The 17706-nt window shown below is 73.1% G+C and carries 19 protein-coding genes; 6 read left to right on the top strand and 13 right to left on the bottom strand.

Annotation, left to right across the window (positions count from 1 at the left end):
- The 3 genes from E1166_RS21910 to E1166_RS21900 all read right to left on the bottom strand — a co-directional run.
- The coding region (locus tag E1166_RS21910; protein WP_132341551.1) for a hypothetical protein at nucleotides 1–763 on the bottom strand (763 nt) is incomplete at its 3' end.
- 151 nt (nucleotides 764–914) lie between these two features.
- A complete protein-coding gene (locus tag E1166_RS21905) occupies nucleotides 915–2021 on the bottom strand; it encodes an SPFH domain-containing protein (RefSeq protein ID WP_132341549.1) in 1107 nt (368 codons plus the stop codon).
- Nucleotides 2022–2025: 4 nt separating this feature from the next.
- Complete coding sequence (locus E1166_RS21900) at nucleotides 2026–2499, bottom strand: NfeD family protein (protein ID WP_132341547.1); 474 nt, start codon at nucleotides 2497–2499, stop codon at nucleotides 2026–2028.
- Between the two features lie 90 nt (nucleotides 2500–2589).
- Between E1166_RS21900 and E1166_RS21895 the strand changes: the two genes are divergently transcribed.
- Complete coding sequence (locus E1166_RS21895) at nucleotides 2590–3894, top strand: serine hydrolase domain-containing protein (RefSeq protein ID WP_132341545.1); 1305 nt, start codon at nucleotides 2590–2592, stop codon at nucleotides 3892–3894.
- Between the two features lie 21 nt (nucleotides 3895–3915).
- Here E1166_RS21895 and E1166_RS21890 read toward each other — a convergent pair whose 3' ends face one another.
- Entirely contained in the window at nucleotides 3916–4728 is an 813-nt protein-coding gene (locus E1166_RS21890) for a DUF3097 domain-containing protein (protein WP_132341543.1), read from the bottom strand.
- 190 nt (nucleotides 4729–4918) lie between these two features.
- On the opposite strand from E1166_RS21890, the gene E1166_RS21885 reads away from it, so the two are divergent.
- Nucleotides 4919–5713, top strand: coding sequence for a hypothetical protein (locus E1166_RS21885; protein ID WP_132341541.1), 795 nt, complete (start codon nucleotides 4919–4921; stop codon nucleotides 5711–5713).
- 21 nt (nucleotides 5714–5734) lie between these two features.
- On the opposite strand, the gene E1166_RS21880 is transcribed toward E1166_RS21885, so the two are convergent.
- The 5 genes from E1166_RS21880 to E1166_RS32555 form a co-directional block, all read right to left on the bottom strand.
- Nucleotides 5735–6514: an HAD-IIA family hydrolase gene (locus tag E1166_RS21880; RefSeq protein WP_132267420.1), complete on the bottom strand. Its 780-nt coding sequence runs from the start codon at nucleotides 6512–6514 to the stop codon at nucleotides 5735–5737.
- A 34-nt stretch (nucleotides 6515–6548) separates the two neighbouring features.
- Nucleotides 6549–7580, bottom strand: coding sequence for a ferrochelatase (locus E1166_RS21875; protein ID WP_132341539.1), 1032 nt, complete (start codon nucleotides 7578–7580; stop codon nucleotides 6549–6551).
- A gap of 69 nt (nucleotides 7581–7649) precedes the next feature.
- Nucleotides 7650–8417, bottom strand: coding sequence for an enoyl-ACP reductase FabI (gene fabI / locus E1166_RS21870; protein ID WP_132267396.1), 768 nt, complete (start codon nucleotides 8415–8417; stop codon nucleotides 7650–7652).
- A gap of 26 nt (nucleotides 8418–8443) precedes the next feature.
- Nucleotides 8444–9148 (bottom strand): beta-ketoacyl-ACP reductase, encoded by a 705-nt coding sequence (locus E1166_RS21865; protein WP_132341537.1) that lies wholly within the window; start codon nucleotides 9146–9148, stop codon nucleotides 8444–8446.
- 66 nt (nucleotides 9149–9214) lie between these two features.
- The gene (locus E1166_RS32555; RefSeq protein WP_279433229.1) at nucleotides 9215–9568 is read right to left on the bottom strand and encodes a BTAD domain-containing putative transcriptional regulator; all 354 of its coding nucleotides are present in this window, start codon (nucleotides 9566–9568) and stop codon (nucleotides 9215–9217) included.
- 217 nt (nucleotides 9569–9785) lie between these two features.
- On the opposite strand from E1166_RS32555, the gene E1166_RS21855 reads away from it, so the two are divergent.
- Nucleotides 9786–10475, top strand: coding sequence for a hypothetical protein (locus tag E1166_RS21855; RefSeq protein WP_165944403.1), 690 nt, complete (start codon nucleotides 9786–9788; stop codon nucleotides 10473–10475).
- Nucleotides 10476–11053: 578 nt separating this feature from the next.
- Here the strand turns inward: E1166_RS21855 and E1166_RS21850 are convergent.
- The 3 genes from E1166_RS21850 to E1166_RS21840 are packed head-to-tail and all read right to left on the bottom strand — an operon-like array spanning nucleotide 11054 to nucleotide 14087.
- Entirely contained in the window at nucleotides 11054–12004 is a 951-nt protein-coding gene (locus E1166_RS21850) for a VWA domain-containing protein (RefSeq protein WP_132341531.1), read from the bottom strand.
- Nucleotides 12001–13002, bottom strand: coding sequence for a DUF58 domain-containing protein (locus tag E1166_RS21845; RefSeq protein ID WP_132341553.1), 1002 nt, complete (start codon nucleotides 13000–13002; stop codon nucleotides 12001–12003). Before E1166_RS21845 ends, E1166_RS21850 begins: the two co-directional genes overlap by 4 nt.
- On the bottom strand, nucleotides 12981–14087 hold the full coding sequence (locus tag E1166_RS21840; RefSeq protein WP_132341529.1) for a MoxR family ATPase: 1107 nt from the start codon (nucleotides 14085–14087) through the stop codon (nucleotides 12981–12983). The genes E1166_RS21845 and E1166_RS21840 overlap by 22 nt, the downstream gene beginning before the upstream one ends.
- Nucleotides 14088–14326: 239 nt before the next feature.
- Here E1166_RS21840 and E1166_RS21835 point away from each other — a divergent pair, with 239 nt between their 5' ends.
- The 3 genes from E1166_RS21835 to E1166_RS21825 all read left to right on the top strand — a co-directional run bounded on the left by E1166_RS21835 (nucleotide 14327) and on the right by E1166_RS21825 (nucleotide 16522).
- Nucleotides 14327–14557, top strand: coding sequence for a hypothetical protein (locus E1166_RS21835; RefSeq protein WP_132341527.1), 231 nt, complete (start codon nucleotides 14327–14329; stop codon nucleotides 14555–14557).
- 22 nt (nucleotides 14558–14579) lie between these two features.
- Nucleotides 14580–15098 (top strand): PH domain-containing protein, encoded by a 519-nt coding sequence (locus tag E1166_RS21830; RefSeq protein WP_132341525.1) that lies wholly within the window; start codon nucleotides 14580–14582, stop codon nucleotides 15096–15098.
- A 113-nt stretch (nucleotides 15099–15211) separates the two neighbouring features.
- Nucleotides 15212–16522 carry a PH domain-containing protein gene (locus E1166_RS21825; protein WP_243710475.1) on the top strand — a complete coding sequence of 437 codons (1311 nt, stop codon included), beginning with the start codon at nucleotides 15212–15214 and terminating at the stop codon, nucleotides 16520–16522.
- Between the two features lie 125 nt (nucleotides 16523–16647).
- On the opposite strand, the gene E1166_RS21820 is transcribed toward E1166_RS21825, so the two are convergent.
- The coding region (locus E1166_RS21820; RefSeq protein ID WP_279433228.1) for a phosphatase PAP2 family protein at nucleotides 16648–17706 on the bottom strand (1059 nt) is incomplete at its 5' end.

Genomic DNA, 17706 nt, shown 5'->3' with positions numbered 1-17706 from the left:
CCACGGGGGTGGCGACGCTGGCGGCGGCGGCGTCGCGGGCGATGGTGGCGGGGACCAGCCGACCGGAACGGTAGCCGATGCCGATGCCGGCGATCAGTACGAAGATCGCGCCGAAGGTCTGCAGGCTGCCGACCAGCGCACCACCGAGACCGAGCAGCGGGGCGGCGATGATGAGCATCGTCCCGTCGCCGATGGCGAACGTCCCGGAGCGGGCGACCGACCAGCCGGTGAGCAGCCAGCCGACGCTGTAGCAGGTGGCCCCGACCAGCACCAGCATCCGGGCGGTGGTGCCGAAGACGGGCGTCTGCTCCTCGAACCCGGCGAACGGCAGCATCAGCACCGTGCCGGCGATGCTGACCAGCAGACCGGCCACGGCGATGCGCCGGACCCGGGTGGCGGCGAGCAGTCCGGTCAGCGCGAGCAGCGCGAGCAGGCCCAGCCAGACGGCGGCCACCCAGCCCAGCAGGTACAGCGGCCGACCGTCGGCCGGGTACGGGTCGTTGCCCACGCCGCCGTCGCTGGCCATCGCCACCACGCCGTAGAGGACCGCGTACGCCGGCAGGAGCCACACCGCGGCGCGCGCGAACCGCCGCAGCGACCAGGCCCAGCTGGCGTCGGTGGCCGGGGCGGCGGGGGCGGGGTCACCGACGAAGGGCAGCACCGCGAAGCCCCCGCCGGTGCGCCGGGTGCCCAGCGGGGCGGTCGGGTCGTGCGCGCCGGTCACGGGAGTGGATGGGAACAGCCGCTTCGCCGGGTTCTGCATGCGCCACCTCGCTCGATCGTGGGCGAGCGGCGGTGGACGCACCGGTGCCCCGGCGCCTCGCCACCACCGTCCTCAGGACCGATCGTGGCAGGTGCCGGGGCACCGGATGAGCGTTTTTCGTATTTGCCGACGCCTGCGGCGACGACCCCGGTCAGCCCCGCTCGCGCTGACCCGGCTGATCACCCAGCAGGCTGTCCGGGGAGACCGGCTCCGGGGCCGGTAGCCCCTGCGGGGTCTTGCCGCCGGTGGCCTGCGCCTCGGCGACGCGCACCTCGTTGTGGATCTCCTGGGCGGCGTTGGCCGCGGCCCGGGCCGCCTCGGCGGCTTCCCTTTCGACCTCACTGGCGGTGTCGGAGGCTTCCGGCGACGGCTCGTCACCAACCATCCGGCTCAGCCCGCCCAGCGCGCCGCCCATCCCCTCCAGGGCCTTGGTCAGCTCGGCCGGGACGATCCAGACCTTGTTGGCCGAACCGTTGGCGATCTGCGGTAGCGCCTGGAGGTACTGGTAGGCGAGCACCTTCTGACTCGGGTTGGCCTGGTGGATCGCGTCGAAGACCGTCCGGATCGCCTTGGCCTGCCCTTCGGCCTGGAGAATCCGGGCCTGCCGGTCACCGTCGGCGCGCAGCACCGCGGCCTGCTTCTCGCCCTCGGCGCTGAGGATCTGCGACTGCTTGTGCCCTTCGGCGGTCAGGATGGCCGCGCGACGGTCCCGCTCGGCGCGCATCTGCTTCTCCATCGAGTCGCGGATGCTCGGCGGCGGCTCGATCGCCTTGATCTCCACCCGGGTCACCTTGATGCCCCACCGGCCGGTGGTCTCGTCCAGCACGCCGGAGAGGTGCCGGTTGATCTCCTCGCGGCTGGTCAGCGCCCGTTCCAGGTCCAGCGAGCCGATCACGTTGCGCAGCGTCGTCACGGTGAGCTGCTCGATCGCCTGGATGAAGTTGGCGATCTCGTAGGTCGCCCGCACCGCGTCGACGACCTTGTAGTAGAGGACGGTGTCGATGGAGACGACCAGGTTGTCCGAGGTGATCACCGGCTGCGGCGGGAAGCTGACCACCTGCTCGCGCATGTCCACCTTGGTGCGGACCGCGTCGATGAACGGGACCAGCAGGTTCAGTCCCGGGTTCAACGTCCGCTTGTACTTGCCGAGGCGCTCGACCACGTCCTGCCGCTGCTGCGGAACGATGCGCACCGCCTTGACCAGGGTCACCACCATGATCACCGCGATGGCGATCAGAAGGACCGCTGCGAATTCCATATGCTCACCTTTTCGCTTCCGGCAGTTCGCCGGGGGTGGAAATGTCGTCCTGCCATACCAGGGCGGTGGCACCCCGGACCTTGATCACCTGCACCCGCTCACCGGGTTCGAAAGACTGCGTCGCGTCGTACGGGCGCGCGCTCCACACCTCGCCGTCGATCTTGACCAGCCCACGGTCGGTGTCGACCCGCTCCAGCACCAGCGCGGCGGCACCCTCCAGTGCCTCCACCCCGAACGACTGCTCGCCGGTCTCCAGGGCGCTGCGTGCGTGGCGTCGGATGACCGGCCGCACCACCGCCACCGACAGCGCCGACACCACGGCGAAGACCAGCGCCTGGATCGGCACCGGCGCACCCAGCGCAGCGGCGCCCGCAGCGGCGAAGGCGCCGGCCGCAAACATGATCAAAAACAGCGTCGTCGTGAAGATCTCGGCGACGCCCAGTATCACTCCCAGCACGATCCACACCACGGCGTCCACCCCCCGATCGTGACACGCCGACGCACGTCCCCACGAGCCAGCATGATCAGTAAGCTTCAGCGGGCAGCGATACCGACCGAGGGAGCCGCCGTGACCCTGTCGCCCGAGACCCTTCGCCAGGTCGACGCCCTCGTCGCGGAGGCCCAGTCGACCGACCGTGTCCCGTCCCTGGTGCTCGGGGTGGTCCGCGACGGCACGCTCGCCCATCTCGCCGCTGCCGGAGCACACCCCTGCCCGGGGGTCGACGTGCAGTACCGGCTCGGCTCGATCAGCAAGACGATGACCGCCACGCTGGTCATGCAGCAGCGCGACGCCGGCCGGTTGGCCCTCGACGACCCCCTGGCGGCGCACCTGCCCGACACGCCGCTCGGCGACCGCACCCTGCGCCAGCTCCTCAGCCACGCCAGCGGTCTGCAACGCGAGCCGGACGGACGGTGGTGGGAGCGGACGGAGGGCAGCGACCTGGCCACGCTGGTCGCCGGGCTCACCCCGGACAAGATCGCCTATCCGCCGCTGCGGGGTTACCACTACTCCAACCTGGCGTACGGCCTGCTGGGCGGGGTGCTGGAGGGGATTACCGGCACACCGTGGATCGACCTGCTGCGCGAACGCGTCCTGACCCCGCTGGGCCTGAACCGCACCACGTACCACGCCACCGAGCCGTACGCCCGCGGCTACGTGGTGCACCCGTGGCACGACACGCTGCGGGAGGAGCCGCGTACCGACACCGGGGCGATGGCCCCGGCCGGGCAGCTCTGGTCCACCATCGAGGACCTGGGCCGCTGGGCCGCGTTCCTGGCCGACCCGGTCCCGCAGGTGCTCGCCGCCGAGACGTTGACCGAGATGTGCGCCCCGGTGGTGATCAGCGACCTGGAGTCGTGGACCCACGGGCACGGCCTCGGGCTGGAGTCCTACCGCTGCGGCGACCGGGTGTACGTGGGCCACGGCGGGTCGATGCCCGGCTACGTCGCCGCGCTGGCGGTGCACCGACCGACCCGGACCGCCGTGGTGGCCCTCGCCAACTCGTACACGTTCTGGATCGGCAGTCTGGCCCGCCGCCTGCTCACCCTGGTCCTCGACACCGAGCCCGCCGCGGTCACCCCGTGGCAGCCGGCCGCCGCGCCGCCCCCGCCGCGGCTGGTAGAGCTGACCGGGCGCTGGTGGTGGATGGGGACGGAGTTCGAGGTCCGCGCCGACGAGTCGGGCGAGCTGCGGGCCGGACGGCCCGGTGAGCTGAACCTCCGATTCACCCCGGAGGGGCCGGACCGCTGGCGGGGCCGCTCCGGCGCGCAGGACGGCGAGATCCTCACCGTGCTCCGGGACGAGCACGGCAGCGTCGTCGCCCTGGACATCGCCACCTTCGTCCTCACCCGCAACCCCGACCAGGAGCCCTGACCGGCGGGCGGGCGGGCCGGTTCAGGCCGGCTCGGTGACGAAATCGATCAGACGCTCCATCGCGTTGATCAGCGGGGTCTCCACGTCGGCGAAACTGTCCACCCGGGACAGGATGCGCCGCCACATCTCGGCCGGCTCGGCCACCCCGAGCGCCGCGCAGACGCCCTCCTTCCACGGTCGCCCCGGCGGCACCACCGGCCACTGCCGGATGCCGACCGCCCGCGGCCTCACCGCCTGCCACACGTCGACGTACGGGTGACCGGTGACCAGCACGTACGGGGAGGTCACCCGCGCCACCAGCCGACTCTCCTTGGAGCCGGGCACGAGGTGGTCGACCAGCACCCCGAGCCGACGCCCGGGTCCGGGGGCGAAGGCTCGCACCTGCGCGTCGAGCGCGTCGATGCCGTCCAGCGGTTCGACCACCACCCCCTCGATGCGCAGGTCGTCCCCCCAGATCCGCTCGACCAGGGCGGCGTCGTGCACGCCCTCGACCCAGATCCGGCCGGCCCGGGCCACCCGGGCCCGCACGTTGTCCACCGCCACCGACCCGGAGGCGGTCCGCTGGCGTACGGCCGGCGCCGGGGCCGGCGCCGGTCGGCGCAGGGTCACCGGTCGACCGTCGAGCAGGAAGGCGGCGGGCAGCAGCGGGAAGTGCCGTCGCCGACCGTGCCGGTCCTCCAGCGTCACCGCGCCGGGCTCGAAACCGACCACCGCCCCGCAGAAACCGGATTCGGCATCCTCGACCACGAGGTCCGGCTCGGCGTCCACCTCGGGCACCGCCGTGCGCCGTCGCCAGTTGCCCGCCAGCACGTCCCCGTCGTATCGCCCCGACATGTCGAGCACGCTAACCGGACGGACGGCGTGCCGCCCGTCGACGCGCCGTCCCGTCCGTCCGGGGCACCCCGGACGCTCCACGGCACCCGGTTTATCGGGCAACCGGGATCGAAAGGGGCAGTTGGGGTCAGGGCACTCGGGGCGTGCGGCAGTCGAGACACGGGCGGCGCGAAGCACGTACCCTTTCCGCATGTCCCTCCCCGCAGCGGGCGCGGCCACCCTGGCCCCGCGCCGGTCGAGCCGGTTCGTTGCCTGGGTACGCGCGTGGCGTGCCGGGCTGGTGCCCTTCGACGAGGTCGCCGAGGAGGTCGCCGGCGACGAGGAGCACATGGTCGCCGACGCCCCCGGCACCTGGACCGACGTGCCCCTGCGGGAGGCCCTGCCCACTCTGGCCAAGCTCTCCCCGGACGAGATCCGGCTGGTGCTGCCCGCCCCGGGCGACCCACGCGGCCTGCCCGGCCCGGGTGACTTCGCCGGGGCCGCGCTGCTGACCGGCGAGGCGGTGGTCGCCGGGTCGCTGGGGTTGATCCCCGAGGTCCGCACACACACCTCCGGGTCGGGGATGACCTGGGAGACGGTGCTGTGGCGGGTCTACCCGCTGCCCGCGGACGCGCCGACGGCGTCGCTCGCCACCCCCGGCGCGGCGGAGGCCGAGGCCGAACTGGCCAGCGCCCTCGCCGAGTCCACCGCCGCGCTGACCCGGCTCGACGTGGCCCAGTGGCGGCCGGAGCTGGCCGGGGCCCTCGCCGCGCTGCGCCGCCCGGACGGGGCCACCGACCTGCCACCCGGCTTCGACCCGCGTGCCCGGCGGCTCTTCGCCCGGGCCGCCGTGCTCGACCGGGTGCTCGCCCTCGCCGGGGAGAGCGCACCGGGCGGCGCGGTCAACACCTACGAGGCTCAGCAACGCGACGCGGCACTGCGACCGCTGACCACCGCCTGCCGACAGGCCCTGGTCGCCGCCTGCAACGCCCCGCTGCGCCCCTGAGGGCCACCGGACAGGCCCCGGTCAGACCTCGTCGATCAGGTCGGCCACCGAGTTGACGATGCGCGAGGGGCGGTACGGGTAGCGCTCCGCCTCGGCCCGGGTGCTGATCCCGGTCAGCACCAGGATCGTCTCCAGCCCCGCCTCCAGGCCGCAGAGGACGTCGGTGTCCATCCGGTCGCCGATCATCGCGGTGGTCTCCGAGTGCGCCTCGATGGTGTTGAGCGCCGAGCGCATCATCATCGGGTTTGGCTTGCCGACGAAGTACGGCTCCACCCCGGTCGCCTTGGAGATCATCGCGGCCACCGAGCCGGCAGCCGGCAGCGCGCCCTCCACCGAGGGCCCGGTGACGTCCGGGTTGGTGCAGATGAACCGGGCCCCGTCGTTGATCAGCCGCACCGCCTTGGTGATCGCCTCGAAGCTGTACGTCCGGGTCTCCCCCAGCACCACGTAGTCCGGAGCGAAATCGGTCAGCACGTAGCCGACCGCGTGCAGCGCCGTGGTCAGCCCGGCCTCCCCGATCACGTACGCGGTACCACCCGGCCGCTGGTCGGCGAGGAACTGGGCGGTGGCCAGCGCGGACGACCAGATCGCGGATTCCGGCACGTCCAGGCCCATCCGGGTCAGTCGGGCCTGGAGGTCGCGCGGGGTGTAGATGGAGTTGTTGGTGAGCACCAGGAAGGGCTTGCCGGAGGAGCGCAGCCGGTTGACGAACTCCGGGGCGCCGGGCACCGGCTGGCCCTCGTGCACCAGCACGCCGTCCATGTCGGTGAGCCAGCTCTCCACCGGCTTGCGGTTCTGCATCATCTCGTCCCAGGGGTGTCGGGGTTGGTCGTTCTCACGGGCGGCGGGCGGCGGGTACGCAGCACGGCGTGGGGCAGCTGTCCCACATCGGCAGCTCGCCGAGGCGGCGGCGCGGCACCGGCCCGTCCGGCGCGCCGCGCTCCAGGACCAGCTCGCGCACCATGGCCACGAACCGCGGGTCGGTGCCCGGGGTGGCGGCCCGGACGAAGTCGAGGCCGAGCTGCTTGGCCGTCTCCAGCGCCTCGGTGTCGAGGTCCCAGACCACCTCCAGGTGGTCGGAGACGAACCCGATCGGGCTGACCACCACGGCGGTCACGCCGGAGGAGGCGAGCGCGGCCAGGTGGTCGTTGATGTCCGGCTCCAGCCACGGCACCTGGGGCGGGCCGGAGCGGCTCTGCCAGACCAGGTCGTACGGCAGGTCCGGCGCGGCGGCGGCGCGCACCAGCCGGGCGGTCTCCGCCAGCTGCGCGGTGTACCGGCCGCCGCTCGGGCCGGCGGTGGCCGCCGCCGAGGTGGGGATGGAGTGGGCGGTGAAGACCAACCGGGTGCTGTCCCGCTGAGCCGGGTCGAGCTGCGCCAGGGCCGCCCGCACCGCGTCGGCGTGCGGCTCGACGAAGCCCGGATGGTCCCAGAACTGGCGCAGCTTCTCGATCACCGGGGCATCCGGGCCGACGGCGGCGCGGGCGGCGGCGATGTCCTCCTGGTACTGGCGGCAGGACGAGTAGCCGCCGTACGCGCTGGTGACGAACGCCAACGCCCGCTTCACCCCGTCGTCGCGCATCCGCGCCACGGTGTCGGCGAGCATCGGATTCCAGTTCCGGTTGCCCCAGTACACCGGCAGGTCGACGCCGTGGGCGGCGAAGTCGGCGCGGATCGCCGCGAGCAGTTCCCGGCACTGCTGGTTGATCGGGGAGACCCCGCCGAAGTGCAGGTAGTGTTCGACGACCTCGGCCAACCGCTCCGGCGGCACGCCCCGGCCCCGGGTCACGTTCTGCAGGAAGGGCAGCACGTCCTCCGGCTGCTCCGGGCCGCCGAAGGAGACCAGCACCAACGCGTCGTACGCCATGAGCCCATTCTCCCCCGACGGCCGGGACGGTCCGGCGGCCACCCCGGGGGGCGGCCGGTGCGCCACCGGTCAGGCGCCGACCGCGTGGTAGCCGCCGTCGACGTGGACGATCTCCCCGGTGGTGGCCGGGAACCAGTCCGACAGCAGCGCCAGGCAGGCACGGGCGGTCGGCTCCTGGTCGGTCAGGTCCCAACCGAGCGGGGCCCGGGTGGCCCATGCCTGCTCGAACTGCTCGAAGCCGGGGATGGACTTGGCGGCCATGGTGCGCAGCGGCCCGGCGGCCACCAGGTTGCTGCGGATGCCCTGCTGGCCGAGGTGCAGCGCCAGGTAGCGGGAGGTGGACTCCAGGGCGGCCTTGGCCACACCCATCCAGTCGTACACCGGCCAGGCCTGGCTGGCGTCGAAGGTGAGCCCGACCACCGCGCCGCCCGGCGACATCAGCGGCAGCGCCGCCATGGCCAGGGACTTGTACGAGTACGTGGAGACGTGCAGCGCGGTGGACACGTCCTCCCATCCGGCGTCGAGGAAGCCGCCGCCCAGGCAGCTCTGCGGCGCGAACCCGATCGAGTGCACCACCCCGTCGAGCCCGTCGACGTGCTCGCGGACCTTGCCGGCCAGGCCGGACAGGTGCTCGGCGTTGGTGACGTCCAGCTCGATCACGGGGGCCGGCTCGGGTAGCCGCCGGGCGATCCGCTCGACCAGGGAGAGTCGGCCGTAGCCGGTGAGCACGACCTGGGCGCCGTTCTCCTGGGCGAGCCTCGCCACCGAGAAGGCGATCGAGGCGTCGGTGATGACGCCGGTGACCAGCAGCCGTTTGCCGGCGAGCAGTCCTGCCATGGGAAGGGTTCCTCCGTACGTTTCTTCTAGTGGCCCATGCCGAGGCCGCCGTCGACCGGGATGACCGCGCCGGAGATGTAGCCGGCGGCGTCCGAGGCCAGCCAGGTGACCACGCCGGCGACCTCGTCCGGCTCGGCGAACCGGCCGGCCGGGATGGCCTTGCGGTACTCGGTGCGGCGCTCCTCGGGAAGCTTGGCGGTCATGTCGGTGTCGATGAAGCCGGGGGCGACCACGTTCGCGGTGATGTTGCGGCCACCCAGCTCCCGGGTGATCGAGCGGGCCACACCGACCAGGCCGGCCTTGCTCGCCGCGTAGTTGACCTGACCGACGCCGCCGTAGAGGCCGACCACCGAGGAGATGAAGATCATCCGCCCCCAGCGGGCCCGGAGCATCTTCGTCGAGGCCCGCTTGGCGCAGCGGAACGCGCCGGTGAGGTTGGTGTCCAGCACGCTGGCAAACTGCTCCTCGGACATCCGCATCAGCAGCGTGTCGTCGGTGATGCCGGCGTTGGCGACCAGCACCTCGACCGGGCCCAGCTCGGCCTCGATGGTGGAGAAGGCGGCGTCGACGGAGGCGCCGTCGGTGACGTCGCACTTCACCCCGAACAATCCCTCGGGCGCGCTGTCGCTGCGGTGGGTCACCGCGACCCGGTCGCCCTGCTTGGCGAAAGCCTGCGCGATGGCCAGGCCGATCCCCCGGTTGCCGCCGGTCACCAGCACGGTACGGGCCACGGGTCCTCCCTCTGCTCAGCTGATCTCTGCGTCGGTCGGAGCCTAGGCGTTACCCGCCGGTAGGCGCTAACGCCGGGGCGGGGGTCCCTCCGCCGATGCCCGCCCGGGCTGCCGCGAAACGGTCCCCCGCCACACCGGTGTCCGGCGCTGACGGTCCGGCCGACGAGCAGCCTGGGGCAGGTCCACGTCGCCGGTCAGGACACCCCGATGGATCTCGCGCAACCCGGCGCCTGGGCCGACACCCAGCTCCTCGGCCAGCAGGCGGCTCGTCATCCGGTAACGCGCCAGCGCGTCCGCCTGCCGCCCCGAGCGGTACAGCGCCACCATGAGCTGCCCGGTCAGCCGCTCGTCGAGCGGGTGCGCGGCGACCAGCCTGTCCAGTTCGGGCACCAGCCAGGCGGCGCCGAGCAGGTGTTCCACATCGATTCCGCCGCACCCCCGAGCGGAGGGCCGGGTTCCGGCTGAGCCGGTGACCCGCGTCCGCGGTGGACGCTCTCCCGGCAGCCCGGTCGGAGCAGCCGATTGCAGTCTTCTCCCAGATTCCGTCAAGGGCCTGCCCCCAGCCTTCCGTTCAAGGAGATGCGATGACGGTAACGGCGCAAGCGCCGACGCCGCTCCGCCGGAAACGGGAGGAAACATGCACCTCGCACGGAAAGCCTGGCTCGCGGTCACCGGCCTGACGCTGGTCGCCGGCATGGCCGTCAGCAACCCGGTCAGCGCCGCGCCGACGGCACCGCCCACGGCCCCGGCCACGCCGGTCGCCGTCACGATCGACACCGGCGCCGTCACCGCGGCACCGCCGCCCAGCCCGGCCCGCATCCGGGCCTCGATCGTGCGGCACGCGATGGGACAGGTGGGGAAGCGGGAGACCGGCGTCAACAACTACCCGAAGACGTACCAGTACAACCGGACGATCGTACGGCCGGCCGAGTGGTGTGGCGTCTTCGTCAACTGGGCCTGGTACATGGGCGGGGCGACCCGACGGCCGGCGATGAAGCACCCGACGAAGGGCTGGAACACGACCGACCAGGGTCACTACGCGACCTACTGGCAGAAGTGGGGCAAAGCCAACAAGCGGTGGCGGCCGATCAGCAAGCGACAGGTGGAGAAGGGGGACGCGGTCGTCTACGGCAACTACCCGCAGAGCATCGCGCACATCGGCGTGGTGGTGGCGGTCAAGAAGGACTCCCGGGGCCGGGTGACGCACGTCAAGACCGTCGAGGGCAACGCCGGCGACAAGGTCACCAGCTTCACCTGGCGCAAGATCGGCAGTTTGTCGGCCCGTGGGGCGAAGGCCAGCGGCTTCGTCTCACCGGTCGCCATGTGACCCTCGCTCAGCGGCCGGGTGCGGTCCCCAGTGGAGGGGCCGCACCCGGCCGGCCTGCGACCCGATCCGGTACGCCGGCCGTACCCACGCCCCGAGGTGTGGCGGCCTACCGCGCGGTGTACGATCAGCGGCGTTTGCGGGCCGACGTGAGGTCCGCGTTCCGGGCCCCGCCGACCTCAGGAGGTGATCGCTATGCGAGATAGCGATCCTCCCAGTCGTGGCCGGGCCGACCGTCAGCCCCGCTGAGCCGCGACTCAGTCGGTCGAGCTGACCCAGTTCCGCTCCGCCACCCCGTCCCGCCCCCGATCCGCTGTCGGGGCCGCCGGCCCGTGCCGTCGGTACGCCGGGACGCCTGCGGCGGAGCCGCCCGGTCACGACTTCGTGTGCGCGTCCTGATCAGCCCTCACGGTCCCCCCGTACCCGGACCGCCAGTCGCCACCCGGAGCCGTTGCATGAGCCGTTACCTCGCCCCGCTGGGATTCACTCTCGCCGCCGTCTGGGTGGCCGTCGTCTTCGTGCTCGCTGGCGGCGGTCACTGAGCGCGCCGGCCGCCCGGCTCACCGCACCGCCGGCCGGGCTCACAGCATCCGTGAGGTCCACAGCAGACTGAGCCCGCCCGCGCAGAGCGCCAGCAGCAGCGCCACCCCGGCGTACCACTGGGTGATCTCGCGCGGCTCGGTGCGGAACCCTATCGAACTGCCCATGTCCTGGTAGACCTGCTTCAGCTCGGACACCGAGGCGGCCTCGTAGAAATAGCCGTCGGTGGTCTCGGCGAGCTCCGCCAGCGCCAACCGGTCCACCGGCACCCGCTGCGGCTGACCGTTGATGTCGACCTGCCCCGCATCGGTGCCGAAGGCGATGGTCGAGACCGGCACGTTCGCCGCCTGCGCCGCCGCGGCGGCCTCCTCCACCGACCGGCCCGCCGTACGGTAGCCGTCGGAGAGCAGCACGATCCGGGCCGGTGGGATGTCGGCCGCCCCGTCGGCCGGCACCGAGCGGATCGCCTCCAGACAGGTGAAGACCGCCTCACCGGTGGCGGTCGACTCGGCCAGGGTGAGCCCGTCGATCGCGGTGGTCACCGCGTCCCGGTCCTTGGTGGGTGGCACCAGCACGTTCGCCGACTTGGCAAAGGAGACCAGGCCCAGGTTGTAGCTGGCCGGCAACTCCCCGACGAACTGCTTGGCCGCCTCCTGGGCGGCCTCCAGCCGGTTCGGCGCCACGTCGTCGGCCTGCATGGACAGCGACACGTCGATGGCCAGCATCACCGTGGCCCGCTCAAGGGGCTCGCGGGTGTCCACCGCCGGGCGGGCCATCCCGGTGGCCAGCGCCAGCAGGGCGAGCAGGAACGCGGTTGCCGCCGCGTGCCGCCGCCAGCCCAGACCCTTCGGTGCGACGGTCCGCAGCAGCGCCACATTGGTGAACCGCATCGCGTAGGCGCGACGGTGGCGCTGCCGCCACACGTAGCCCGCCGCCAGGGCGAGCACCGGCAGCAGGGTCAGCAGCCACCACGGTTGCATGAAACGGATCATCGAGTCGTCCCCCGGGTACGGGCGTGCCGCTGCGTGGCCACGAATCGCACCATGTCCAGCAGCCAGTCTCGGTCGGTACGCAGGCGCAGGTGCCCGGCGCCGGCCGCGCGCACCTGCGCGGCGATGCCGTGGCGCTGGGCGGCCGCCGCCTCGGCGTACCGGCGGCGCAGCCCGGCGTCGGCCGTCTGCACCTCGTGCAACTCTCCGGTCTCAGGGTCGACCACCGGCAGTACCCCCACGTCGGGCAGTTCCAGCTCACGTGGGTCGACCACCTCGATCGCCAGCACGTCGTGCCGGACCCGCAGCTTACGCAGCGGCCGGCCCCACTGCTCCGGCGGTGCGAGGAAATCCGAGATCACCACCACCAGACCCCGGCGGCGTGGCGGTCGGTTCAGCATGTCCACCAGCGCGCCGAGGTCGCTGCGGCCGGGGCGTACCGGGGTGTGCGCCACCGCACGCAGCAGGGCCTGCGCCTCCCGGCGACCGGAGCGGGCCGGAACCCGGGTCACCGTCCCGGGCCCGGCCGGTGGTGGTGTGGCGGGCCGCCATCGGCTGACCTTCGCCGGCGGCGGCCCGCCACTGCCGATGACCGCGCCGATCCGGTTGCCACCCCGGACGGTCAGGTGGGCCAGCGCCGCGGTCGCGGCCACCACCAGGTCCCGTTTGAGCCACCGTCCGGTGCCGAAGTCCAGACTCGCCGAGAGGTCCACTGCCAGCCAGGTCTCCAGCTCGCGGTCGGCCACCGTACGCCGCACGTGCGGCATCGTGGTGCGGGCGGTGACCGGCCAGTCCATCCGGCGCACGTCGTCGCCGGGCCGGTATTCCCGCGACTCCCCCGCCTCGCTGCCCGGCCCGGGCAGCAGTCCGGCGTAGTCGCCCTGGAGCAGGCCGTCGAGCTTGCGGGTGATCAGCAGCTGGAGCCGGGCGAGGACCGCCTCGTCACGGTCACCGACGGCCGCCGGGCGCACGGGTGAGGTCACGGCCGCTGCCCGGGCCAGCCGCCGGGTGCGGCGCTGACCGGTGGCGCCGGGGTGGCCTGCTGCCGGGGCGCGACCGACGGCAGCGGAATGGTGGACAGGACCCGGTGCACCACGTGGTCGGCGGGCACGTCGTCGGCAAGGGCGTCGTAGCTGAGCACCAGCCGGTGACGCAGGATGTCCGGGGCGACGTCCTGCACGTCCTGCGGCAGCGCGTAGTCCCGCCCGCGCAGCAGGGCCAGCGCCCGGGTGGCCCGGACCAGGCCGAGCGAGGCGCGCGGGCTGGCACCGTACTGGATGAGCGGGGCGACGTCGGGCATACCGTGCTCGGCCGGGGTGCGGGTGGCCAGCACCAGCCGGACGGCGTAGTCGACCAGGGCGTTGTGCACGAACACCTGGTCGGCCTTGCGTTGCAGGGCGATCAGGTCGTCGGTGGTGAAGACCTGGGCCGGTTCCGGCGCACTCACCCCCATCCGGTAGACGATCTCCCGCTCCTCGGCGTCGGTCGGGTAGCCGACAACGATCTTCATGAGGAAGCGGTCCCGCTGCGCTTCCGGCAGCGGGTAGACGCCCTCCTGCTCGATCGGGTTCTGGGTGGCCATCACCAGGAACGGGTCCGGCACCCGGTGGGTCTCGCCGCCGATGGAGACCTGCCGTTCGCTCATCACCTCCAGCAGCGCCGACTGCACCTTCGCCGGTGCTCGGTTGATCTCGTCGGCGAGCAGGAAGTTGACGAAGACCGGACCCAGCTCGACGTCGAACTTCTCGCTGGACTGCCGATAGATGCGGGTGCCCATGATGTCGGCGGGCACCAGGTCGGGGGTGAACTGCACCCGGGCGAAGTCGCCGCCGACCACCTTGGCGAGGGTCTCCACCGCGAGGGTCTTGGCCACCCCGGGCACCCCCTCCAGCAGGCAGTGCCCCCGCGCCAGCAGCGCGACGACCATCCGCTCGACCATCCGGTCCTGCCCGACGATGACCCGTTTGATCTCGAACAGCGCCCGTTCCAGCAGCGTGGCGTCCTGCGCCGGAGTGCTCACCGGCGCGGGCGTGGCGCGAGCCGCCGCGTCGGGTCGGGGGGCGTCGGGCGTGGTCGGCTGGGCCACCGGTCCTCCACAGCATGGTCGGTCGTCGGGCGTGGTGCGTATCAAGACTCGCATGCCCGGCTGAGTGGCGTCGGAGGGAGAAGCTGATTTTCGCCACGCCGTCGGTGGTGGACGAATCGCTGAACGAGGGTGGACATGGAGGGGGCCTGCACGTGTACGATTCACCCCGTCGCCGGGCGGCTCCCCCCGTGGCCGCCCGGCGCTCACACTTCCGGCACCGGCGACCTAGACTCGACCGGATGATTGCACCCACCCCCGCCGACGAGGCCCCGATCTGCTCGGCCCGTGGGTGCCGTGCCCCCGCCGCCTGGGCGTTGCGCTGGAACAACCCCCGACTGCACGACCCCGAGCGCCGCAAGACCTGGCTGGCCTGCCCGGTACACCGGACGTCCCTCGGCGACTTCCTCGACGCGCGCGGCTTCCTGCGGGAGGTCACGCCCCTGCCCGGATCGCATACGCTCGGACGGTGAACGTGCAGAGCGGACGTCTCCGATGACCGGCGCCGAGCCGGCGCAGCCTCCGGTCAGTGCCCTGGAACCCTGGCCGGACACCGTCCGCTGGCAGCCGATCTCCCGTGACCTGATCTGGGTGGAGCTGCTCCGGCTGGCCATCGTGCTGGCCGTGCTGCTGCTTGGGTTGGGTGTCGGCTGGGCGCTCAGCGGCCACCGGCTCCTCGGCGCGGCACTCGGTGCGGCGCTGCTGGCGGGGCTGTGGCGGACGGTGACGATCGTCCGGGCCGTGCACGCCTGGGGTTACGCCGAACGGGAGCACGACCTGTTGGTCCGGCACGGGCTGCTGGTGCGCCGGCTGTCCATCGTGCCGTACGCGCGGATGCAGTTCGTCGATGTCAGCGCCGGCCCGTTGGAACGCGCCTTCGGCCTGGCCACGGTGCAGTTGCACACCGCCGCTGCGGCCAGCGACGCCCGGGTTCCCGGGCTGCGGCCGGCGGAGGCGGCCCGGCTGCGCGACCGGCTCACCGCACTCGGCGAAGACCGCGCGGAGGGGCTGTGAGCGACCGGCCGCCGCGTCCCGAGCCGGTCGGGCCGTGGGGCCCGCCGCAGGCCGCCGGCGCGCCACCGCACGCCGCCAGCCCGCCACACGTCGCCGGTGCGCCACCGGCCGGTCTGCCGACCGAGGAGCCGCGGCAGCGCCTGCACCCGCTGAGCCCGGTGCTGCACGGCGCGAAGTCCCTCATCGTGGTCATCGCCGGCCTGTCCTGGTCGACGCTGTCCCGGGTGGGCTTCGGTTGGTTCGTGGCGATGGTGGTGGTACTGGCCCTGGGCGCGACCGTGCTCTCGGTGGTCAGCTGGTGGAACACCGGGTACCACGTCGTCGGGCGTGAGCTGCGTATCCACGAAGGGTTGCTGTGGCGGCGGACCCGCGCCATCCCGCTGGAGCGGCTGCAGGCCGTCGAGGTTGTCCGGCCCCTGCTCGCCCAGCTCACCGGCTTGGCCGAGCTGCGTCTGGAGGTGGTCGGTGGCGGCAAGACCGAGGCGCCGCTGGCGTACCTGGGGGTCGCCGAGGCAGCCGCGTTGCGCCAGCGGTTGCTCGCCGCGGCCGGCCGCGCGCCGGGGCAGCCGCCCGCCCCGGTGGTCGCCGCGGCCGGGCCGGTGCCGGAGGTCACCGGGCGTGAGCTGCACGCCGTACGCAAGGCCGACCTGCTGGTCAGCCAACTGCTCACCCCGCAGGCGTTTCTCCTTCCCTTCGGCGTGGTCTTCGTGGTGGCACAGTTCCTCTCCGAGGGTTCCTGGTCGTTCATCGCGGTGGCCAGCACGTTGACCGCGATGGCGGGCATCGTGCTGCAACCGGTGCGCCGGGTCCTCGATGACTGGGATTTCCGGCTGGCCCGGGAGGACGCCGGCCTGCGGGTGCGCAACGGACTGCTGGAGACCCGGGTGCAGACCGTCCCGTTGGACCGGGTGCAGACGGTGGGGGTGACCTGGCCGCTGCTCTGGCGCTGGAAGGGATGGTTGCGGCTGCGCCTGGAGGTCGCCGGCTACGCGGCCGGCGAATCGGACGACCGCAACCGGCCGGACCGGCTGCTGCCCGTCGGTGACCTGCGCACCGCCGAAATGATCGTGGACGAGGTGCTGCCCGGGGTGCGGCTGACCGCGTTGCCGCTGAGGCCGCCGCCGGCCCGGGCCCGCTGGCTGCGCCCGCTGAGCGCCCGGGTGCTCGGCGCCGGGCTGGGCGAGCGGGTCTTCGCCGTCCGCTCCGGGCTGGTGACGCGGCAGCTGGCGATCGTGCCGTACGCCCGGATCCAGAGCGTACGGGTGGTGCAGGGGCCGGCCCAGCGGCGGCTGCGGCTGGCCACGGTGCACGCCGACACGGCGTCCGGTGGCGGCGCCGCGGCGTACGACCGCGACCTGGCCGAGGCGTGGGCTCTGGCGGCGGAACTGACCGCGCGGTCGCACGCGGCGCGGCAGGTCCGTTGAACCGCCCGGCGGCCCGGCGGGTTTCGGCGCCCCGGCGGCACGGGTTTGCGCCCGGCCCGGATGCTCTCGCGGCGAGGTGACCGACCCGAGAGTCCGACAGTCGGAGCGTTCGGTGGGCAGCCGGCTCAGCGGGTGGCCGGCTCCGCCGGCTCGCCGACATCGGGTGGCCCGGCGGGGGCCGGTGACACGGCGGGGGCCGGTGACACGGCGGGGGCCGGTGACACGGCGTGCGACGTCGCCGCGACCGGCCCGTCGGCCGGCTCGCGGCGGGACCGGCGGGCCGCCCACCAACGTTCGGCCAGACCGACCACCAGGAAGGTCAACCCGACGTACGCCCAACCGACCAGCACGTCGATCACGTAGTGCTCGCCGGAGTAGACGAGGGTGAAGGTCATCGCCAGCGGGTACGCCAGCAGCAGCGGCCACCAGCGCCGGCGGACCGAGCGGAAGAAGAACAGCACCACGAACAGTGCCCACGCGGTGTGCAGCGACGGCATCGCGGCCACCGGGTTGGCGGCGATCTGGCCGGCGTTGAGCAGGTTGCCCGCGCCGTGCATGCCGAACGCCTTCCAGCCCCGGGTGGAGATCCGGGCGACCTCGGTGAGCAGCCCGTTCTGCGCCGCCCACCACGGCGGCGCGGCCGGGTAGAGGAAGTAGGTCACCAGGCCGGCGGCGCAGAGGAAACCGAAACGCCGCATGTACGCCGCCCAGCGGCGGCGGTTACGCAGCCACAGCACCGCGGCGGCGGCCAGCGCCACCACGAAGTGGGAGAAGTAGACCCAGCTCGCCAGCACGTCCCACCAGCGCACGTCGGGCTGGTAGAGGTGCTCCTGCAACCAGACGGTGGGCACCTCCCCGCCGGTGGCCCAGCCGAACATCACCCGGTCGGCGACGATCAGCTCGTACGCGTGCGGGACCGCGTCGTTGTCGGCGAACCCCCGGGAGAGGTTGTAGACCAGGAGCAGCAGCACCACCGGAACCCAGTCCCGGGCGAAGGCCAGGTGGCTGCGCCACGGCCGGTGCGAGTTCCAGGCGATGGTGCCCGCCCAGATCCAGAGGAAGGCGTACGCCGGGTCGGTGGGCAGGCCGATGGCCAGCCAGGCGACGACGAAAGCGACGCCCCAGACCGCCATCGCGCGCACCCGCCGGCGCCCGCCGGCGGGGGACGCGGGGGGTCCGGTCGG

This window comes from Micromonospora sp. KC213 (genome assembly GCF_004348325.1).
GTDB lineage: Bacteria > Actinomycetota > Actinomycetes > Mycobacteriales > Micromonosporaceae > Micromonospora.
This window is presented reverse-complemented; position numbering and strand designations above follow the sequence as displayed.

Bases quoted from the DNA above. Each gene is read 5' to 3' on its own strand.
- E1166_RS21905 (WP_132341549.1), bottom strand. From the start codon at position 2,021: ATGGAATTCGCAGCGGTCCTTCTGATCGCCATCGCGGTGATCATGGTG.
- E1166_RS21890 (WP_132341543.1), bottom strand. From the start codon at position 4,728: ATGTCGGGGCGATACGACGGGGACGTGCTGGCGGGCAACTGGCGACGG.
- E1166_RS21885 (WP_132341541.1), top strand. From the start codon at position 4,919: ATGTCCCTCCCCGCAGCGGGCGCGGCCACCCTGGCCCCGCGCCGGTCG.
- E1166_RS21880 (WP_132267420.1), bottom strand. From the start codon at position 6,514: ATGCAGAACCGCAAGCCGGTGGAGAGCTGGCTCACCGACATGGACGGC.
- E1166_RS21875 (WP_132341539.1), bottom strand. From the start codon at position 7,580: ATGGCGTACGACGCGTTGGTGCTGGTCTCCTTCGGCGGCCCGGAGCAG.
- fabI (WP_132267396.1), bottom strand. From the start codon at position 8,417: ATGGCAGGACTGCTCGCCGGCAAACGGCTGCTGGTCACCGGCGTCATC.
- E1166_RS21855 (WP_165944403.1), top strand. From the start codon at position 9,786: ATGCACCTCGCACGGAAAGCCTGGCTCGCGGTCACCGGCCTGACGCTG.
- E1166_RS21850 (WP_132341531.1), bottom strand. From the start codon at position 12,004: ATGATCCGTTTCATGCAACCGTGGTGGCTGCTGACCCTGCTGCCGGTG.
- E1166_RS21835 (WP_132341527.1), top strand. From the start codon at position 14,327: ATGATTGCACCCACCCCCGCCGACGAGGCCCCGATCTGCTCGGCCCGT.
- E1166_RS21830 (WP_132341525.1), top strand. From the start codon at position 14,580: ATGACCGGCGCCGAGCCGGCGCAGCCTCCGGTCAGTGCCCTGGAACCC.